General features: G+C 50.1%; 22 protein-coding genes. 16 read left to right on the forward strand and 6 right to left on the reverse strand.

Annotated elements, in window-relative coordinates:
• Positions 1 to 10 precede the first annotated feature (10 nt).
• The 3 genes from AC506A_RS01470 to AC506A_RS01480 are packed head-to-tail and all read left to right on the forward strand — an operon-like array spanning position 11 to position 2,351.
• On the forward strand, positions 11 to 811 hold the full coding sequence (locus tag AC506A_RS01470) for a metal ABC transporter ATP-binding protein (RefSeq protein ID WP_495459237.1): 801 nt from the start codon (positions 11 to 13) through the stop codon (positions 809 to 811).
• Positions 812 to 1,618, forward strand: coding sequence for a metal ABC transporter permease (locus AC506A_RS01475; protein WP_495459238.1), 807 nt, complete (start codon positions 812 to 814; stop codon positions 1,616 to 1,618).
• A 19-nt stretch (positions 1,619 to 1,637) separates the two neighbouring features.
• Complete coding sequence (locus AC506A_RS01480; RefSeq protein WP_495459239.1) at positions 1,638 to 2,351, forward strand: cytochrome c biogenesis CcdA family protein; 714 nt, start codon at positions 1,638 to 1,640, stop codon at positions 2,349 to 2,351.
• A 182-nt stretch (positions 2,352 to 2,533) separates the two neighbouring features.
• Here AC506A_RS01480 and splB read toward each other — a convergent pair whose 3' ends face one another.
• Positions 2,534 to 3,574 (reverse strand): spore photoproduct lyase, encoded by a 1,041-nt coding sequence (gene splB, locus AC506A_RS01485; protein ID WP_495460938.1) that lies wholly within the window; start codon positions 3,572 to 3,574, stop codon positions 2,534 to 2,536.
• Between the two features lie 213 nt (positions 3,575 to 3,787).
• On the opposite strand from splB, the gene mntR reads away from it, so the two are divergent.
• Positions 3,788 to 4,210: a transcriptional regulator MntR gene (mntR, locus tag AC506A_RS01490; protein ID WP_494818844.1), complete on the forward strand. Its 423-nt coding sequence runs from the start codon at positions 3,788 to 3,790 to the stop codon at positions 4,208 to 4,210.
• A gap of 74 nt (positions 4,211 to 4,284) precedes the next feature.
• Here mntR and AC506A_RS01495 read toward each other — a convergent pair whose 3' ends face one another.
• Entirely contained in the window at positions 4,285 to 4,581 is a 297-nt protein-coding gene (locus tag AC506A_RS01495; RefSeq protein WP_495459240.1) for a hypothetical protein, read from the reverse strand.
• Between the two features lie 32 nt (positions 4,582 to 4,613).
• Entirely contained in the window at positions 4,614 to 5,513 is a 900-nt protein-coding gene (locus AC506A_RS01500; RefSeq protein ID WP_495460939.1) for a DUF1385 domain-containing protein, read from the reverse strand.
• Between the two features lie 257 nt (positions 5,514 to 5,770).
• On the opposite strand from AC506A_RS01500, the gene AC506A_RS01505 reads away from it, so the two are divergent.
• From AC506A_RS01505 to AC506A_RS01525, 5 genes are all read left to right on the forward strand, one after another.
• A complete protein-coding gene (locus AC506A_RS01505; protein WP_495459241.1) occupies positions 5,771 to 6,295 on the forward strand; it encodes a YqhR family membrane protein in 525 nt (174 codons plus the stop codon).
• 85 nt (positions 6,296 to 6,380) lie between these two features.
• Positions 6,381 to 6,833, forward strand: coding sequence for a type II 3-dehydroquinate dehydratase (gene aroQ, locus AC506A_RS01510; protein WP_495459242.1), 453 nt, complete (start codon positions 6,381 to 6,383; stop codon positions 6,831 to 6,833).
• Between the two features lie 4 nt (positions 6,834 to 6,837).
• Positions 6,838 to 7,914, forward strand: a complete 1,077-nt coding sequence (locus AC506A_RS01515; RefSeq protein WP_495459243.1) for a M24 family metallopeptidase — start codon at positions 6,838 to 6,840, stop codon at positions 7,912 to 7,914.
• A gap of 60 nt (positions 7,915 to 7,974) precedes the next feature.
• The gene (gene efp / locus AC506A_RS01520) at positions 7,975 to 8,541 is read left to right on the forward strand and encodes an elongation factor P (RefSeq protein ID WP_495459244.1); all 567 of its coding nucleotides are present in this window, start codon (positions 7,975 to 7,977) and stop codon (positions 8,539 to 8,541) included.
• Positions 8,542 to 8,679: 138 nt separating this feature from the next.
• The gene (locus AC506A_RS01525; RefSeq protein ID WP_495459245.1) at positions 8,680 to 9,933 is read left to right on the forward strand and encodes an aspartate kinase; all 1,254 of its coding nucleotides are present in this window, start codon (positions 8,680 to 8,682) and stop codon (positions 9,931 to 9,933) included.
• A gap of 78 nt (positions 9,934 to 10,011) precedes the next feature.
• Here AC506A_RS01525 and AC506A_RS01530 read toward each other — a convergent pair whose 3' ends face one another.
• From AC506A_RS01530 to comA, 3 genes are all read right to left on the reverse strand, one after another.
• Positions 10,012 to 10,473: a DUF441 domain-containing protein gene (locus AC506A_RS01530; RefSeq protein ID WP_495459246.1), complete on the reverse strand. Its 462-nt coding sequence runs from the start codon at positions 10,471 to 10,473 to the stop codon at positions 10,012 to 10,014.
• A gap of 108 nt (positions 10,474 to 10,581) precedes the next feature.
• Positions 10,582 to 11,292 (reverse strand): 2-phosphosulfolactate phosphatase, encoded by a 711-nt coding sequence (locus tag AC506A_RS01535; RefSeq protein WP_495459247.1) that lies wholly within the window; start codon positions 11,290 to 11,292, stop codon positions 10,582 to 10,584.
• A gap of 29 nt (positions 11,293 to 11,321) precedes the next feature.
• Positions 11,322 to 12,161, reverse strand: a complete 840-nt coding sequence (gene comA, locus AC506A_RS01540) for a phosphosulfolactate synthase (protein ID WP_495459248.1) — start codon at positions 12,159 to 12,161, stop codon at positions 11,322 to 11,324.
• Between the two features lie 203 nt (positions 12,162 to 12,364).
• Here comA and AC506A_RS01545 point away from each other — a divergent pair, with 203 nt between their 5' ends.
• From AC506A_RS01545 to spoIIIAF, 7 genes are all read left to right on the forward strand, one after another.
• Positions 12,365 to 12,631, forward strand: coding sequence for a YqhV family protein (locus tag AC506A_RS01545; RefSeq protein ID WP_091219253.1), 267 nt, complete (start codon positions 12,365 to 12,367; stop codon positions 12,629 to 12,631).
• A 149-nt stretch (positions 12,632 to 12,780) separates the two neighbouring features.
• Positions 12,781 to 13,791 carry a stage III sporulation protein AA gene (spoIIIAA, locus tag AC506A_RS01550; RefSeq protein WP_495459249.1) on the forward strand — a complete coding sequence of 337 codons (1,011 nt, stop codon included), beginning with the start codon at positions 12,781 to 12,783 and terminating at the stop codon, positions 13,789 to 13,791.
• Complete coding sequence (gene spoIIIAB, locus AC506A_RS01555; protein WP_495459250.1) at positions 13,784 to 14,302, forward strand: stage III sporulation protein SpoIIIAB; 519 nt, start codon at positions 13,784 to 13,786, stop codon at positions 14,300 to 14,302. The genes spoIIIAA and spoIIIAB overlap by 8 nt, the downstream gene beginning before the upstream one ends.
• Before the next feature lie 15 nt (positions 14,303 to 14,317).
• Entirely contained in the window at positions 14,318 to 14,521 is a 204-nt protein-coding gene (gene spoIIIAC / locus AC506A_RS01560) for a stage III sporulation protein AC (RefSeq protein ID WP_090976915.1), read from the forward strand.
• A gap of 30 nt (positions 14,522 to 14,551) precedes the next feature.
• Positions 14,552 to 14,947, forward strand: a complete 396-nt coding sequence (gene spoIIIAD, locus AC506A_RS01565) for a stage III sporulation protein AD (RefSeq protein ID WP_091219247.1) — start codon at positions 14,552 to 14,554, stop codon at positions 14,945 to 14,947.
• 6 nt (positions 14,948 to 14,953) lie between these two features.
• Entirely contained in the window at positions 14,954 to 16,234 is a 1,281-nt protein-coding gene (gene spoIIIAE / locus AC506A_RS01570; protein WP_495459251.1) for a stage III sporulation protein AE, read from the forward strand.
• Between the two features lie 22 nt (positions 16,235 to 16,256).
• Positions 16,257 to 16,967: a stage III sporulation protein AF gene (gene spoIIIAF / locus AC506A_RS01575; RefSeq protein WP_495459252.1), complete on the forward strand. Its 711-nt coding sequence runs from the start codon at positions 16,257 to 16,259 to the stop codon at positions 16,965 to 16,967.
• Positions 16,968 to 16,981: the final 14 nt, after the last annotated feature.

Here is a 16,981-nt window from a genome sequence, read left to right on the forward strand (position 1 = left end):
GGAAACAAGGATGCAGACAAAGCAGCAACAACAGCCGTTTGTGTGCCATCAGCCGATCATAGAGTTGAACGATGTCTCGTTTGCATATGAGCAAAAACCGGTCATCGACGAGGTCTGTTTTTCGATTCAGGAGCGGGACTTCGTCGGGCTCATTGGATCGAACGGTGCAGGGAAGACAACATTACTACGAATGATTGTAGGCCTGATGAAACCAACAAGCGGTACGATCAAGCTGTTTGGAGAGCCTATTGGGCAGTTTAGAGATTGGAACCGAATTGGCTATGTACCGCAAAAGAACTCCTTTAATCCGCTGTTCCCGGCTACCGTGCGGGAGGTCGTGTTATCCGGTTTATACAGCCGCAACAAGTTGTTTAAACGGGTATCGAAGGCGGATGGCATCAAATGCGACGAAGCATTGCATGCGATGAAGATCGAGGATCTGGCAGGCAAACGAATCGGGCAGCTGTCCGGCGGTCAACAACAGCGTGCTTTTCTGGCGCGTGCACTGATCAACAACCCCGCATTGCTCATACTGGACGAGCCGACGGTCGGTATCGATTCCGAGACGCAGGAAGGGTTCTTCCACCTGATCAAACATATGCATCAGCACCATAACATTACGTTCCTTATGGTTTCGCATGATATGGAGATGATTCGCTCTTATTTGGGTCAGCAGCCGAAGCAGCAAAGCGGCAAAATCAAGTTTTACGTGAAGCATTCCCATGATCTGGAGGATTGTGTGGAAACGAATTTGACGCACAGCTTACGCGAGCTGCGTCATTCCATGGAGAGAGGGAAAGTAGGCGTTTAGGTGGATATCGTAACGAGTGAATTTTTTCAGAGGGCGCTGATCGGGGGCGTACTCATTGGTATTACGGCCCCGTTGATGGGCCTTTTTCTTGTCTTGCGAAGGCTCTCTATGATTGGAGATACGTTAGCGCATGTTTCAATAGCGGGGGTTGCGCTTGGTTTTCTGATCGGCGTCTATCCAGTTGCGATGGGGCTGATCTTCGCTCTTGCCGCTACGTTCGCCATTGAGAAGCTTCGCAAGGCGTACAAAACTTACGCAGAGTTGTCTATCGCCATCATCATGTCGGGCGGCGTAGCGCTGGCATCATTGCTGTTCACAATGGGTAAAGGCTTTAATGTCAGCGTCAGCGGTTATTTATTCGGCAGCATCTATACGCTTGATTCCGTGGATCTCTTGTTAATCGGAATCGTAACCGTTATTGTCTTACTCGCTGTAGCGCTCCATGCGAAAGAGTTATTTTTGCTCACTTTCGATGAAGACGCAGCAGCCGTAAGCGGTTTGCCGACACGTTATTTTAATTTCATGATCAGTGTGCTGACGGCACTCGTAATCAGCGTATCGATCAAAATCGTCGGCGCCTTGCTCGTTTCCGCACTGCTTACCATTCCCGCGGCTTGCAGCCTGATTATTGCAAGAAGCTTCCGGCAATCGGTTGTCACGGTCGTTGTGATTGCGGAGCTTGCGGTAATAGCCGGTCTGTTAATTGCAGGCGTGTGGAACCTCGCACCTGGCGGCACAATTGTCATGCTCCTTATTGTTTTACTATTGCTGCTTCTTTCCATCAGACGGAAATTCAGCGCAGGATGAAGATGGAGGTGTTGTACATATGTCTGACGTAACGATATGGGCTGCGTTCGGAGCAGGGATCGCATCTTTCATTTCTCCTTGCTGCCTGCCGCTGTATCCGTCCTATTTATCCTATATTACCGGAGTATCCGTAAGCGACTTGAAGAGCGAGCATCCCGGCAAAGAGGTGCGTATTCGCACCATGTCCCATACGTTTTTCTTCATCTTGGGGTTCTCAGTCGTCTATTATACGCTTGGCTATGGCACCAACGCATTTGCAGAGCTCTTCTCCGAATATCAAACGTTAATTAGGCAGCTCTCTGCCGTCCTCATCATTCTGATGGGCCTTATCTTAATGGGATTGATTCAGCCGAAATTATTGCTGCGTGAAATGAAAATCCCGCTCAAAACCAACCGTTCCGGTTACTTTGCATCCTTTATCTTCGGCATCGGCTTCTCGGCAGGCTGGTCGCCATGTACAGGACCCATTCTCGCAAGCATCCTGTTGATGGCTGCTTCCGAGCCGGGAACTTGGTTCCAGCTTACAACCGCTTATGCACTCGGGTTCGCGATCCCATTCTTCGTACTAGCCTTCTTCATTGGCTCGACAAGATGGATCGTTCGTTATTCCAGTATCATGATGAAAATCGGCGGTGCCGTCATGCTGCTCATGGGCATCCTGCTCTTCACCGACCGGATGACGAAGATCACGATCTGGCTGAACACGATTACGCCGGATTGGTTAAAGTTCTAAGAGTACTTTCAATTACCGTTTCAAACAGGACGAAAGAAAAGAAGGGATTGTGACCGGAGAGTTTACGTGCTGCCTTTGATAGGGGGATATGTCCATAAAACCTAATCCCAGATAACCCCCAATCAACAGCAGCCGCAGGCACATCCCTTCGTTCTGAAGCTTACTTTTCTTCAGCAATCGACTTAAGTGAAATACTCAATCTTAGCATCTTCAAAATGTTCAAAGATGCGCTCCGAGATAAACATGCGGAGCGCTTCTGCTTGTTCATCGGGATAGACGTATTTGCCCTGTCCCCAGCGGCCCCATTTGTATTTGCGCTTCTCGATATCCATTTCAAGCTTGGTCCGAGGGTATCTTTTCTCAATGACGTTCTTTGCTGTCTTCGTGAAGCGGTGCTGGATGAGCTCGAAAGTCAAATTCGATGAGGCATCCTTAGGGAGAGCAGCAGCAAGAGAAGAGAGGAGCTCCGCATAACCTTCTTGCCAACCGTCGTGCCAAATAATTGGCGCGATGATGAAGCCGAGCGGGTAGCCGGCTCTGGCGATCTTCGCAGCTGCTTCGATGCGCTGTTCGAACCTAGAGGTGTTCGGCTCGAAGTTCTTGATGACATAATTGGCATTCACGCTGAAACGGATACGAGTATGATTGTTATGCTTAATATCCAGCAATGAATCTACATAGTGATACTTCGTAACGAAGCGGAGCCTGCCGTACTCTTGTCCGGCCATGAATGTAATGAGCTCGCGCAAACTGCCTGAAATGGGCTCAAGACCAACCGGGTCCGAGGTACATGCAGCTTCGAACCTCGTAATTTCCGGAATGCGTTCATCAATATAGGCTTTGGCGGCTTGTATGATGTCATCGGTATTCACGTAGATACGGATATAAGGCTTGGCACCAAGTGTGGTTTGAAGATAACAATAATGGCAGTGACCCATGCAGCCAGTGGCGATGGGAATGGCGTATTCCGCTGATGGCTTGGACGTATCAAATTTCAACGTTTTTCGGATGCCGACAACGAGCGTTCTTTTCGCGATTTTATATTGTTCCAGTTCCGTTTCTCCGGGTAAATTGGTGATGCGGTTATGAGAGGTCGTCATTTTGTAAGGGATGCCGATGGACTTCACCCATTCCATGATTCGTTGACCCTTAGGGTAGTCAAGCGCGGCAGGCTCGAAATAAACAAGCTCCGGAATAAAGGACTCATGCACCCGTAAGTTCATGGGCGGTCGTTCAACCAAAGTTGTACTCAAGTGGAATACACCTCCTTAGGATTCAAACGAAATGCAGCATTAGTTTGAGGAAATTCGTCACAAAGCAAACATGGAAAGTTAAGTGCGACAGGTTGCGGCGTGTATGGCAGGCGGTGTATGATACTAAGAGTAATGCGAGGATGGTCCTAACGTACGGGATGACGGTGAATGGAGGAAAGTGGAATGCCTACTCCGAGTATGGAGGATTATTTAGAACGAATTTATAAATTAATTGATGAAAAAGGATACGCGCGGGTCTCCGATATTGCGGAGGGACTTGAGGTTCATCCTTCATCTGTAACGAAAATGATTCAGAAGCTGGATAAAGACAGCTATCTGATCTATGAGAAGTACCGAGGCCTAGTGCTGACCAATAAAGGGAAGAAAATGGGCAAACGTCTCGTGGAGCGGCATCATTTGCTTGAAACGTTCCTGACACTTATAGGGGTACAAGACGAGAATATTTATAAAGATGTGGAAGGGATCGAGCATCACTTGAGCTGGGATTCGATCACCTGCATCGAAACGCTTGTGGAATTTTTCCGTCGGGATCCTTCGCGGATGGAAGATTTCAAGGCTGTTCACGCGGATCTGAATAACGAGTAGAACAAAGGGGCATCTCCAAGCCGTCATGATTAACATGGCGCTTAGGGATGCCCCTTTATAGTTGATATCGTCGCTTAATGATATTTAGGTAAATTGTCATCATCCTTGCCGCCTTCGATCACGCGAAACGGCATATTCTTGCGAGTTTTACTCTTGCTTGCCTGCTGCTGGTCCTTTCGCGCTCCGGTCTTGTAACGCGGCTTCGCTTTCGCTCTTGCAGCGCCGGGAGGGAATTTGTAGAGCAGGTAGATTGCACCGAATACGGCGACCGGGATGATAAGCTGGTAGGGATTGCGTATCGTTTGGCTAATGATACCGATGACGACAAGCGCAAGGATGATGACTGACAGAAGGCTCATTTTACGAGGCATGACCTTCACCCTTTCTTCCCATATCTTGACTATTAGGCTTGCGTTTTGGCTACTTGACCGTCAAGCTCCAGCATACGATTGAAGGAGGCGATCGATACGGCTACTTGCTCATCCGTAGGCTCTTTCGTCGTCAACTTCTGAAGCCACAGCCCTGGGTAACCAAGAAAACGAAGTACGGGCAGATCACGCAGTGCATTCGTGAAACGAAGTGCTTCGTAAGATGCACCAAGTACTACCGGCAACAACAAGATGCGAAGATAAATCCGCTCCCATAAGGAATCCCAGTGGAAGAACGAATATACGATCACGCCGACCAATACGGAGAACACGATGAAACTGCTTCCGCAGCGGTAATGCAAGCGTGTGAATCGTTGTACATTGGAAACCGTGAGCTCCGCTCCGGCTTCGTAAGCGCTTATTACTTTATGCTCAGCGCCGTGATACTGGAACAACCGTTTAATGATCGGTGTGAGCGAGATAAAATATAAATAAGAGAGCAGCAGCAGGATTTTGATAAAACCTTCAATAAGGTTGTGTACTATTATATTCTCGAAAGCTCGTTCGAAGAGCAACTGTTCGATAAGTGCCGGTACAAGTGTGAAAATCAGCTTACCGAATACGAAGGATAGAATTCCCGCAATCGCGACCCCGACAATCATGCTGAGACTCCAGCCGCTCTTCTCCTTGGTTGGAGTTGGCTTGTCACTGTCTTTAGCATCTTCAAGCTCATCTTCCGCATAGGATTCCATCGAGAAATTCAAATGCTGTGATCCTTTGGCGCTTGATTCGAGAATGGCAACCACGCCGCGGAGCAGCGGTATTTTTTTGAGCTTCTGAATCCAAGGTTTTGTCGTACGCGGTACCTCATAAAAAATGATTTCATTATTCTTCCGACGAACCGCAGTCACATTTGCATGCCTTCCTGCAAACATAACCCCTTCAATGACGGCTTGTCCGCCATAAATATTTTGTGTGCTTTGAGACAAGGGCGAATCACCATCCTTTAGTTTGACATTTGCGTCTATGAATAATTTCGAATTCTCTCCTTATTGTACTTGATTCCCGTGCTGATTGCGAGTAGCATCGATTCCCTGAAATGCCGAATGTTCCGATTTGAGGCAGAAACGATTGCACATACTAATGCCAATCACTGACTTGATCAAGCCAATTCCAGGAGGCATGCGAACAGATGCGGAAAATAAAGACAGAACGCAGTAAGCACAACAGTCCAAGCGATTACAACGGTAAGGCGCATACAAATTCGTTTCTCTATTGCTTGAAATTAGGCTTTTATGCAGGCCTTATATGGGGCTTGCTGCACTGGCTGCTTTATGCGATCAAATTTACAAAGGTATCTCCCGGGTTTCTCATTGAGCCTTTCTTCCAGCAATCCTTCTTGAAGACAGGATGGGGGCACTTCGTTGGAATCATGGTGTTTACGGTGTTCTCGATTGTGGCTGCTTTAATCTACAAAGTACTGCTTGGGAAGTTATCCGGTCCGTGGGCGGGGCTCATCTACGGCTTTGTCTGGTGGCTCGTGTTGTTTATGACGATTGGCCCAGTCATGAAGATGATGGATCCCTTCAATAAAATCGGCTACGATACGATTGTGACAGAGTGCTGCTTTTACCTTCTGTGGGGGCTGTTTATCGGTTATACGATTGCCTTCGAATTTACCGACGAAGCGTCCAGAGAGCCGGTTAGCGCACACTAGATACACACTGGTCTGGGGAGCACTTCTCAAAAGGTGGGTCTTTGTGATAGAATGGCTAATGATCTATGCGCCGGGAGGACTCTCCATGACTAGAATACTTGTACTAAATGGGCCGAATTTAAATATGCTCGGCATCCGGGAACCCGGTGTTTACGGTTCGATGTCGCTTCAAGCCATTGAATCGCTAGTGAAGGAAACCGCAGATTCGCTTGGAGCGGAAGTTTCGTTCTTTCAGTCGAATCATGAAGGTGCGATTATTGATCGCATTCATGAAGCGTTTGGCCAAGCGGACGGGATCGTTATGAATCCAGGTGCTTTTACGCATTACAGCTATGCAATTCGCGATGCGATCAGCAGCGTGGGCTTGCCTGTAGTAGAGGTGCATATCTCGAATATTCATAAACGTGAAGCATTCCGACATGTTTCGGTCATCGCGCCTGTTGCAATCGGTCAAATCGCCGGTTTTGGTGCACAGAGCTATGTGCTTGGTCTAAACGCACTGGTCCAACATTTACAGCAGCATAATGAAAAAGGGTGATTCCATGACATCTAAACGATTAGCCGGTTTACGTGGCAAGCTCCCTGCCCTGCAGGTGGATGCGATTCTCGTAACGAGTGCCGTTAACCGTCGGTACATAAGTGGATTTACAGGCTCATCAGGCGTCCTGCTCATCACCGCTACGGACAGTTGGCTGTTGACCGATTTCCGGTATATGACACAGGCTCCAGAGCAAGCAACGGACTTTACGGTTGTCGAGCATGGACCGAAGTGGATAGATACGGTAAGAGATCTGGCTGCTTCTGCGGGAGTCAGCAAGCTTGCTTTCGAACAGGATCACGTCGTATTCAGCAGTTATACCGCTTGGAAAGAAGCGCTTGGAGCTGCAATCGAATTGACTCCGGCTTCAGGTGTTATTGAAGATTTACGACTGTTCAAGGATGAAGCAGAGCTTGCGGTAATACGTGAATCATGTGCGCTTGCAGATGAAACGTTCAACCATATTCTTGGCTTTATCAAGCCGGGTCTGCGCGAACGCGAGGTTGCTCTTGAGATGGAGATGTTCATGCGCAGCAGAGGCGCAACTTCCTCATCATTTGATACCATTGTCGCTTCCGGAGAACGTTCGGCATTGCCGCATGGCGTTGCAAGTGACCGTGTCATTGGCAATAATGAGTTTGTGAAGCTTGATTTTGGCGCTCTATATAACGGTTATTGCTCGGATTTGACGAGAACGATCGTTGTAGGGAAACCTACGGACCGTCATCGCGAGATTTACGAAATTGTATTAGAAGCACAGCTTGCCGCATTGGCGGGCATTAAACCGGGCATGACCGGACGTGAAGCAGATGCACTGGCGCGCGACATTATTACTCGTCATGGCTATGGTGACAAATTCGGACATGGAACAGGTCACGGCTTTGGAATGGAAATTCACGAGTCACCGCGTCTGTCGGTGGGCGGAACAACCGTACTTGAACCGGGCATGACCGTTACGGTAGAGCCGGGCATTTACATTCCTGGTTTCGGCGGCGTTCGGATCGAAGACGATATTGTCATCACCGCTGATGGAAATTCGTTATTAACCTCATCCCCGAAGGCATTGTTCACTTTGGCATGAGTTTTATAAAAAGAAGAGAGTTTGACTCCATCAAACACCCTATAACAGGAGGAATACTTTGTGATTTCAGTTAATGATTTTAAAACAGGCCTAACCGTTGAGGTAGAAGGCGATATCTTCACCGTAATTGATTTTCAACACGTTAAACCGGGTAAAGGCGCAGCATTCGTTCGTTCGAAGCTGAAAAACCTTAGAAACGGTAACACCGTTGAAAGAACGTTCCGCGCAGGCGAGAACATCGGTAAAGCAAACATTGAGAACCGTGCGGTTCAATACCTGTACAACTCCGGTGCCGAGTATTCTTTCATGGACAACGAAACTTATGACCAATTCACGCTTGATAAGAAGCAGCTGGAGTGGGAAATTAACTTCCTGAAAGAAAACATGACCGTTAACATCTCCAGCTACAATACAGAAATCATCGGTATCCAATTGCCGAACACGGTTGATCTTAAAGTAACGGAAACAGAGCCGGGCGTAAAAGGTAATACAGCTCAAGGCGCTACAAAAAATGCAACATGTGAAACTGGCCTTAACGTTCAAGTGCCGCTCTTCATTAACGAAGGCGATGTGCTGCTGATCGATACACGTGACGGCAAATATATCTCCCGTGCTAAAGAGCAATAAGAAGCAGCAGCAAAGCCGTCCGGACATCGCGCCGAACGGCTTTTTTGTCATATTCAAACTTACGCAAATATGCTATAATCTTGTTTTATGAAGAACATTAGACTTTACACTTAGAACTGCGTTGGGAGTGGATCAGAAGTGTCGTTGATAGTAATGAAGTTCGGCGGCAGCTCCGTCGGCTCAACAGAGCGGATGCAACGGGTTGCAAGGCGAATCGCCGATTATAAGGAAGCCGGTCATAAGGTTGTAGTAGTCGTCTCCGCTATGGGGGATACAACTGATGATCTAATCGATCAATCCAAGCTGCTAAACGCGAACCCGCCCGCACGCGAAATGGATATGCTGCTGACGGTAGGCGAACAAATATCGGTTGCGCTGCTTTCGATGGCCATTGATGCAATTGGACACAAGGCTATGTCATTCACAGGTTGGCAAGCAGGAATCGAGACAGAAGCGGTACACGCGAAAGCACGGATTACGGATATTAAGCCGGCTCGTATTTTTGCTGCATTGGACAATGGGTATACGGTTATTGTTGCAGGCTTCCAGGGGTCAACTTCTGAAGGCGAAATCACGACACTGGGCCGCGGCGGCTCCGATACAACGGCTGTGGCACTGGCTGCTGCCATTAAAGCGGATGTTTGTGAAATTTACACGGATGTCGACGGGATCTATTCGACAGATCCACGCGTCGTGAAGTGCGCTCGTAAGTTGAGTGAGATTTCGTATGACGAAATGCTCGAACTCGCGAATTTAGGCGCTGCAGTACTTCATCCACGAGCAGTAGAATATGCCAAAAATTATAATGTACGACTTGTAGTTCGTTCTAGCTTTACGCAAAATGAAGGCACGAGTGTGAAGGAGGAAGCGGTCATGGAACAAGGGATGGTCGTTCGCGGCATCGCTTATGACAAAAACGTAGCACGAATCAGTATTCTGGGTGTAGAAGATATTCCGGGCGTACTTGCTAAAGTGTTCGGCGCGCTTGCTTCTAGCGGCATCGACGTCGATATCATCGTTCAAAGCGGCACCCAAGACGGTAAAGCAGACTTTGCGTTCACGGTTTCCCTGAACGATAAAGATAAAGCCATCGCAGTCGTAGAGCGCATCCGCAGCGAAGTGCCATACCGTGAAGTAAACTCCGAAGTGGATCTCGTTAAAGTTTCCATCGTTGGCGCAGGCATGGTCAGCAACCCGGGTGTTGCAGCGAAAATGTTCGCAGCGATCTATGAGCTGGGCATCAGCATCAAGCTGGTTTCCACTTCTGAAATTCGTCTATCGGTTGTTATCGCGGCCGACACAGTTCATGATGTTATCCGTGCGCTTCATACTGCTTACGGACTAGACACTGCCGAGCAAGTATTTGTTGGCGGACCACAAGACAGACGTTAATTGATTAGAAATAGAACAAAGGACAGCAGCGCCCTGGAGCGCTGCTGTCCTTTTTGTTGTTCCTGCCGAGCTGCTTGATTAGAATCGATCGGCAATAAAGCTGAATAACTTAAACAAAATCGCCGTTATCCCAGCTGCCATAAGTGGACCAACCGGAATGCCGCGTAGAAATACGATGCCAATAATAGACCCTACCACAAGGCCTACGATGAGTTGGGGATCAAACTTTAACATTTCGAGGCCTTTACCGTTGACGTAGGTAGCGATTGCGCCGCCGGTCAGCGCAAGTATTCCGGGCCAGGAGGTAATGACATTCAACATGTCCTTGGAGCTGATCCGCTCTGATGCGAATGGGACGAGAACGCTGAACGTCAGAAATAACAAGCCGAGTTCGAGTCCCCTGCGTTCAATGGAAGGAAGGAAACGCTCTAAATGAACTAGTTTGACGATGAGCAGCACACAAGCTGCCGTTGAAATAATCGGTGAACGGCCGACTAAGCCGATCACAATAAGAAGAACGAGAACTACTTCCCCACTCATGCTTGTTGACCCCTTCAATGTGGATGTCACCGCCTTCGCGCCTCACGCGCAGGCGCCCATACCCCATTGTATGGAACAAGCCTCCCGGTTATGTCTTGACTGCTCCGTTCAGCTCTGTACGAGCATATCCCCTTGCATCCGCGGCACAATTCCGCTTATGTTCACTTGACTGCAGCGCTCAATATCCCGTCCGCTGCCGTTCTTGTTCAGTCGTTTACCTGTCGTGCTGGTCTGAAGCAGCTCATGAATCGTGCTTCCAGCGCTCCTATAGAGCCCAAGCATCGCAGAGCCGATATCGTTCATCTCAAGCGGTGCAGGGCTGAGCTGCTGAAGTTCGCTAATAAGCAAGCCAGCGCATAACCCGTCCTCAAGGGCGAATTCATCGTGGCTTCCTGCGCAGAGCAGCACGATATCGCGGCGCAGCTCCAGCGCTGTTCGCGCACAAGCTGCCGCATTATTAAGGGAGCCTACGAGCACATGATCGGCCCGCATCGCTTTATGAATAGCACGGGTCCCGTTCGTAGTCGTTAATACGATACGACGGCCCAGAACGTTTTGAGTCGTGAACTCCTCCGGAGAGTTCCCGAGATCAAATCCGGGAATTTTGCGGCAGAAGCGCTCGCCCGCGATCAAATTGCCGCCGTTTTGCAGCGCCCTCGCTTCGAGGACGGTTTCGACAGGCACAATGCCGGCTGCTCCGGCTTCCAACGCAGCAACGATCGTACTCGTAGCGCGCAGCACATCAATGACGATAGCCGTCCGATGCGTAAAGCGTTCGGATTGCGCTTCGTTTACGTTGGAAATGACTTCAATATGCATACGTGAAACAACATCCTTCCCAAGCTTCCTTAAATCATATAAATAAACGGCTCAACACGAGCACCGAAATTGAACGTATCTGAGCGGAGTCCACGCCGCATCGTTTCCAGTGCCAACACTTCCGTAGGTTGTATATTGCCTAAGTTCACTTCTGAGCCGAAGGTTTGCAGAAGCAGAACCTGCTGCTGTTTCAAAGGCGTTTCCCACATGATGCGAGAAATATCGCCTAGAGAGTGGCTGACAGATTCCAGCACACTTTGGGAGCAATCGCCGTTACGATCGAATAATCCAACGTCCATCCCCGATTCTCTTGCTTCAATCGTGACCATAGCGGCACCTGCTTGCCAGTCTGCCTCGGCCGTTACGACTAATTCATTGGCATCCACAAGTGAGCCTGATAATTTCTTGCCGTATTCGGTGACGACATGCAGTCCGTTGTTCAGACCTTCTTTAATGAGTTCAGTACGGAGCTTCCGGTTCAGCTCAATCGTGCCATCCGAAACCTCGATTCCATTAAATCCGAGTCTGCACACCGTGCGGAAGAAAGCAGGCACGACGTCTTGTTGAACTGCCGTCTCCAGCAGCGTGCCTCCGGGCATGATCGTAAGCCCACATCGTTTGGCCAGCTCGATTTTGCTTAAGAGCAGATCGGTTGGATAGAGGGGAGCTGTACCGAAGCCAAGTTTGATGCAATCGATGTACCCTGCTGCTGTTTCGAGCAGATCTGAGAACGCATGACGTCCGAGTCCTTTGTCGATGACCATGGTTGTGCCGCGTCCGGAAGACCGGTGCGCATTCTGGGCGACCTCACGCTGGCCGCTTGGATCGTTTAATGCCGAAGGCCAAGTAGCCTGTGAAATAGATCTCATGTTATCTCCTCGCAATCGTTTCTTTTCCACAGCAATATATGCAGTGAGCCCAGAGCGTGTGCGAAGGGAAAGTGCCTCGTACTCGTATTATGCCAAAGTTGTGAGAATGAAAGAGAGACAGGCCTGCATAGGCTGTAGAAGAGCCGGGTGTTCTAGCAATACGTACTGCGCGCTCATGTTCACTAGGGAAAGAGGCGATAGAGATGCTTAACAAAATCGTGCTTAGTATGGCATCGATCCGCATGTTCTCCGGCTCGCTGGAGATTATGGCCGCATTGCTTATGCTGCGCCTGAATCAAATCGATAAAGCGCTCGTTGTGAACTCGTCGCTTGCGCTTGTCGGACCGTTCGTTCTTATTTCGACGACGATGATCGGCCTCATAGGTCTCTCCGATAAATTATCCTTTGGCAAAATGCTTTGGATCGTATGCGGCGTCGCATGCATTCTGATAGGAGTCCTCAAGAAATGAATCAAGCAGCCTTCTGCGGCTGTTCGTTGATGCAGTGAATCTAGTCATATTACGCGGCTTTGCGGAATAGAATGGGATACAAAGATGGACAATCACTCCATCACTCACTCTATCAATCTAGTAGAAACGAAAGCCGGGAGGGATGCCGGATGCTAAAAAAAGTGCAGCACTTGCTGCCTTCCGAGCTTACAGAGGTGCTCGGACGAATACCGGAGCGGCTGAAGGATGCCGTTGAAGAGATTCGAATCCGAGAGAACAGGCCGCTAGAAATCAGCACCGGACTAGCCTTCTGGTTCGTCTCCGCGCAAGGCGTCCTGCTGCAGAATCCGGAGGAGGCGTACAAGCCTTCTTCAGAGACTTGCCGCAAGCTGCTCGAACGTGTAACGAATCATTCGCTCTACGCGATGGAAGAAGAACTGCGTCGCGGCTACATCACAGTGGCCGGCGGCCATCGAATTGGACTGGCTGGGCGCACGGTGCTGGAGCACGGACAAGTTCGAGGTATCCGTGATATTGCTGCGTTTAATGTTCGGATCGCAAGAGAAGTCATTGGTGCTGCTGCATCGCTGCTGCCGAAACTGCTGGACCATCAGAGGCGTTCCTTACAATCAACGCTCGTAATCGCTCCGCCGCAGCAAGGAAAGACGACGTTGGTCCGTGACTTGGCAAGGGCGATAAGCAGTGGTTCTTGGGGACATCCTGCTGCGATGGACTGGCCCGGACGCAAGGTCGGCATTGTGGATGAGCGTTCCGAAATTGCGGCTTGTGTCAGAGGTGTCCCCACCTTTAATGTTGGGCCTCGAACCGATGTGATGGATGCTTGTCCTAAAGCAGAGGGGATGATGATGATGCTTCGCTCGATGTCGCCGGAGATTATGATCGTCGATGAAATCGGCCGCGAGGAGGATGGCGATGCCATTCTGGACGCGAGCCATGCAGGCGTTACGGTCATCGCGACCGCACATGCCAAGGACCTGGAGGATGCAAGAGGCCGGCCGGTGCTTGGCAGATTGCTCGCTGCCGGGGCATTCCAACAATGTGTGGAGCTTCGTCGCAATGGTGGAAGCCTGATGAGCCGAGTGCTTCCGGCCGCGGCGGCCGGAAGAGCCCCTGCGGCAAGAGAGCCGACTGCATGGAAGGGGGGCGATCGCCATGGTTAAGCTTATCGGCGCTGCGTTAATCTTGTTCGCCGGCACCATGATTGGCTTCCTTCAAGCGTCGCGCTATGCCGCGCGGCCGACTCAGATCAGGCAGCTCATCTACGCTTTACAGCGGCTAGAGACCGAAATCGGCTATGGATACACGCCGCTTCCGGAGGCCATCAGCCGCTGCGCCGCGTACTTGCCTGAGCCGGTAGCTTCGCTGCTCCTTGATGTAAACAGGCGGCTTGAGCACGCGGGCGAGCTGACCTTCCGCGAAAGCTGGGAAGGGGCGGCGATCGCGTTTTGGCCGCATACGGCCATGCGGCAGCCGGAGCAGGCTGCATTGATTCGACTCGGCTCTGCGCTGGGAATCAGCGACAGGGAAGATCAGATCAAGAACCTGAAGCTTGCGATGCAGCAGCTGCAGTCGGAGGAAGAAGCGGCACGGCACGATAGTGCGCGGTTTTCGAAAATGTGGAAGAGCCTCGGAGTTCTCACAGCCGCGCTAGTCGTCATTTTGATTTTGTAGCGGGGTGCCGGAAGAATGAACATTGATGTGAGCGCCATCTTTCAAATTGCCGGAATCGGCATTATCACTGCGATGATCCATACCGTACTTAAGCAGATGGGCAAGGAAGATATGGCGCACTGGGTGACGCTGATCGGCTTTGTCGTCGTCCTATTTATGGTCGTGAGCCTCTTGAACGATCTGTTTCAAGAAATCAAAACGATCTTCCTGTTTCAATGATGCTACTGGGGCAAGGCGGGTGAACGAAACTTGGAAATCATCCAAATCGTCGGACTCGGTTTAGTTGCGACGGTGCTCGTCCTCGTCGTACGCGAACAGAAGCCGATGTTCGGTTTCTTGCTGGCAGCATTTACAGGGCTCTTCATTTTCTTGTTTGTCATCGGCAAAATCGAAGCGGTCATCACCGTGCTTGAGCAGCTGGCCGATCGTTCCGGAATCCCGTCCATCTACCTGAAGACGATTCTGAAAATAATCGGAATTGCCTACATTGCAGAGTTCGGTTCCCAGATTGTACGTGACGCCGGTCAAGAAAGCATCGCCTCGAAGATTGAATTTGCCGGCAAAATACTCATTCTCGTGCTGGCCGTCCCAATTATCAGCGTCATCGTAGAAACAGTACTCGGCCTTTTGCCGGTAGGGAGTTGAAGCATTATGCGGCGGCACTGGACCATTCGCTTCGCGGTGCTGCAAGCAGTGCTCTTGCTGGGGCTGCTGACGATTCTGCCAATCGCTGCATTTGCGGAATCGCAAACCAGCAGTCACAATGCGGCTGTGAGAGCTGAACCAACAGCTGCACCGGAAGCGGACGACCCCTCTCCAAACGACCATGCGGCATCGGTCAATAAGAATATGGCCGGTGATCAGGTCAAGGAGATCAACACGGAAGACGTAGAGAAGTACTGGAATAAGCTGGTGTCTGAATATGGGGGATTCTTCCCGGATAACGATGTGCCAAGCTTCGCTGAAATGATTATGCCAGGCGGAGAAGGTCTCAAGCTGACAACGGTACTGGCGGGACTGCTCAAGTATGTATTGCATGAAATCTTGTATAACGGCAAGCTGCTGGTCACGATCGTCATTCTAACGGTGTTCAGCATGATGCTGGAGACGATGCAAACCGCCTTCGAACGCAATACGGTCAGCAAAGTAGCGTACAGCATCACCTACATGGTCATGATCGTCCTGGCGGTGAACAGCTTTAATGTCGCCATTGGCTACGCGAAGGATGCCATCACCGGAATGATCCAGTTCATGCTTGCCATGGTGCCGCTTCTGCTGACACTGCTAGCCACAATGGGCAGCGTTGTAACGGTTTCGGTACTTCACCCGCTTATTATCTTCATGATTAATGCGGTCGGCACGGTCATCTATACGTTCGTATTCCCGCTGCTCTTCTTCTCGGCAGTACTTCATATTGCCAGTGCGGTGTCGGATAAGTTCAAGGTGACACAGCTGGCGAATGTACTGCGCAACTTCAGCGTTGGTTTACTCGGTGTCATGCTGACGGTGTTCCTTGGGGTCATTTCCGTGCAAGGTGCTACCAGTTCTGTGACCGATGGCGTCACGATGCGGACCGCGAAGTTTATTACGGGGAACTTCGTTCCAGTCATTGGACGAACCTTCTCGGATGCAGCTGATACGGTCATGTCGGCTTCGCTGCTCATGAAGAATGCAATCGGTCTGGCAGGTGTGGTCATTATTTTGTTCCTGTGTGCGTTTCCTGCGATCAAAATCATTACGCTTGCGCTCATCTATAACGTATCCGCAGCCATCATGCAGCCGCTTGGCGATAGTCCCATCGTGAGCTGTCTGCAAACCATAGGCAAAACGCTGATTTATGTGTTCGCCGCACTCGCCGCTGTCGGACTCATGTTCTTCCTGGCCATCACAATTATACTCACAGCAGGCAATGCAGCAATCATGATTCGGTAAAAGTAAGGTGGTGGATGTCAACATGATGAGCTGGCTGGCGGTTTGGCTGCAGCAAATTATCGCGGTAGTGCTGCTGGCCGGGTTTATCGATCTGCTGCTGCCGAACAAAGCGATGCAGCGTTATGTCAGACTTGTAGCAGGCTTGATCATTCTGCTAACGATCCTGACACCGATAATAAGACTACTGCAGGGAGATTTTAACGCTAAGCTTGACGCGCAGATGGAAAATTGGGTCCACAGCACCAAAACCGAACAATTTCACATGCCGACACTTGAAGATATCCAGCAAAATGCAAAGGACCTGCAGAGCAAGCAGCAATCAACCGCAACAGCATTGACGGAGCAGAAACTGGCGGAAGCGATGAAAGCCGAACTGGCAGAGAATGCGGGCCTTCATGCTGCGGCTGTCCACGTCAAACTCGAAATAAACAAAGACAGTCAATCCGTTCAAATTGCAGCTGTTACAGTGTCGCTGCTGCCGCCTGAAGAGCAGGCCAAGGTCGAAGCTGAACAGTCTAATCAAGCGAAAGGCGTCGATGAAGTTGAAGCTGTTGAAGTCACCGTGCAGCCAGAACAGACTGTGCAGGGCGATAAGTCATCAGACACGACGAAGAAAGACGCGCCAGCGGCAGTGACAGATGCGGTGAAAGACGTACTTCGGATAGGCTGGGGCGTTTCGCCTCGATTAATTGAGGTGAAGGTACAGCATGCAGCTTCGGATGCGGCTTACTAATGAAAGGGGAGAAC

The sequence above is a fragment of the Paenibacillus sp. N22P23 genome, from assembly GCF_059383735.1.

Bases quoted from the DNA above. Each gene is read 5' to 3' on its own strand.
- AC506A_RS01470 (WP_495459237.1), top strand. From the start codon at position 11: ATGCAGACAAAGCAGCAACAACAGCCGTTTGTGTGCCATCAGCCGATC.
- AC506A_RS01480 (WP_495459239.1), top strand. From the start codon at position 1,638: ATGTCTGACGTAACGATATGGGCTGCGTTCGGAGCAGGGATCGCATCT.
- splB (WP_495460938.1), bottom strand. From the start codon at position 3,574: ATGAACTTACGGGTGCATGAGTCCTTTATTCCGGAGCTTGTTTATTTC.
- mntR (WP_494818844.1), top strand. From the start codon at position 3,788: ATGCCTACTCCGAGTATGGAGGATTATTTAGAACGAATTTATAAATTA.
- AC506A_RS01495 (WP_495459240.1), bottom strand. From the start codon at position 4,581: ATGCCTCGTAAAATGAGCCTTCTGTCAGTCATCATCCTTGCGCTTGTC.
- AC506A_RS01500 (WP_495460939.1), bottom strand. From the start codon at position 5,513: ATGTTTGCAGGAAGGCATGCAAATGTGACTGCGGTTCGTCGGAAGAAT.
- AC506A_RS01505 (WP_495459241.1), top strand. From the start codon at position 5,771: ATGCGGAAAATAAAGACAGAACGCAGTAAGCACAACAGTCCAAGCGAT.
- aroQ (WP_495459242.1), top strand. From the start codon at position 6,381: ATGACTAGAATACTTGTACTAAATGGGCCGAATTTAAATATGCTCGGC.
- AC506A_RS01515 (WP_495459243.1), top strand. From the start codon at position 6,838: ATGACATCTAAACGATTAGCCGGTTTACGTGGCAAGCTCCCTGCCCTG.
- AC506A_RS01530 (WP_495459246.1), bottom strand. From the start codon at position 10,473: ATGAGTGGGGAAGTAGTTCTCGTTCTTCTTATTGTGATCGGCTTAGTC.
- AC506A_RS01535 (WP_495459247.1), bottom strand. From the start codon at position 11,292: ATGCATATTGAAGTCATTTCCAACGTAAACGAAGCGCAATCCGAACGC.
- comA (WP_495459248.1), bottom strand. From the start codon at position 12,161: ATGAGATCTATTTCACAGGCTACTTGGCCTTCGGCATTAAACGATCCA.
- AC506A_RS01545 (WP_091219253.1), top strand. From the start codon at position 12,365: ATGCTTAACAAAATCGTGCTTAGTATGGCATCGATCCGCATGTTCTCC.
- spoIIIAA (WP_495459249.1), top strand. From the start codon at position 12,781: ATGCTAAAAAAAGTGCAGCACTTGCTGCCTTCCGAGCTTACAGAGGTG.
- spoIIIAB (WP_495459250.1), top strand. From the start codon at position 13,784: ATGGTTAAGCTTATCGGCGCTGCGTTAATCTTGTTCGCCGGCACCATG.
- spoIIIAC (WP_090976915.1), top strand. From the start codon at position 14,318: ATGAACATTGATGTGAGCGCCATCTTTCAAATTGCCGGAATCGGCATT.
- spoIIIAE (WP_495459251.1), top strand. From the start codon at position 14,954: ATGCGGCGGCACTGGACCATTCGCTTCGCGGTGCTGCAAGCAGTGCTC.
- spoIIIAF (WP_495459252.1), top strand. From the start codon at position 16,257: ATGATGAGCTGGCTGGCGGTTTGGCTGCAGCAAATTATCGCGGTAGTG.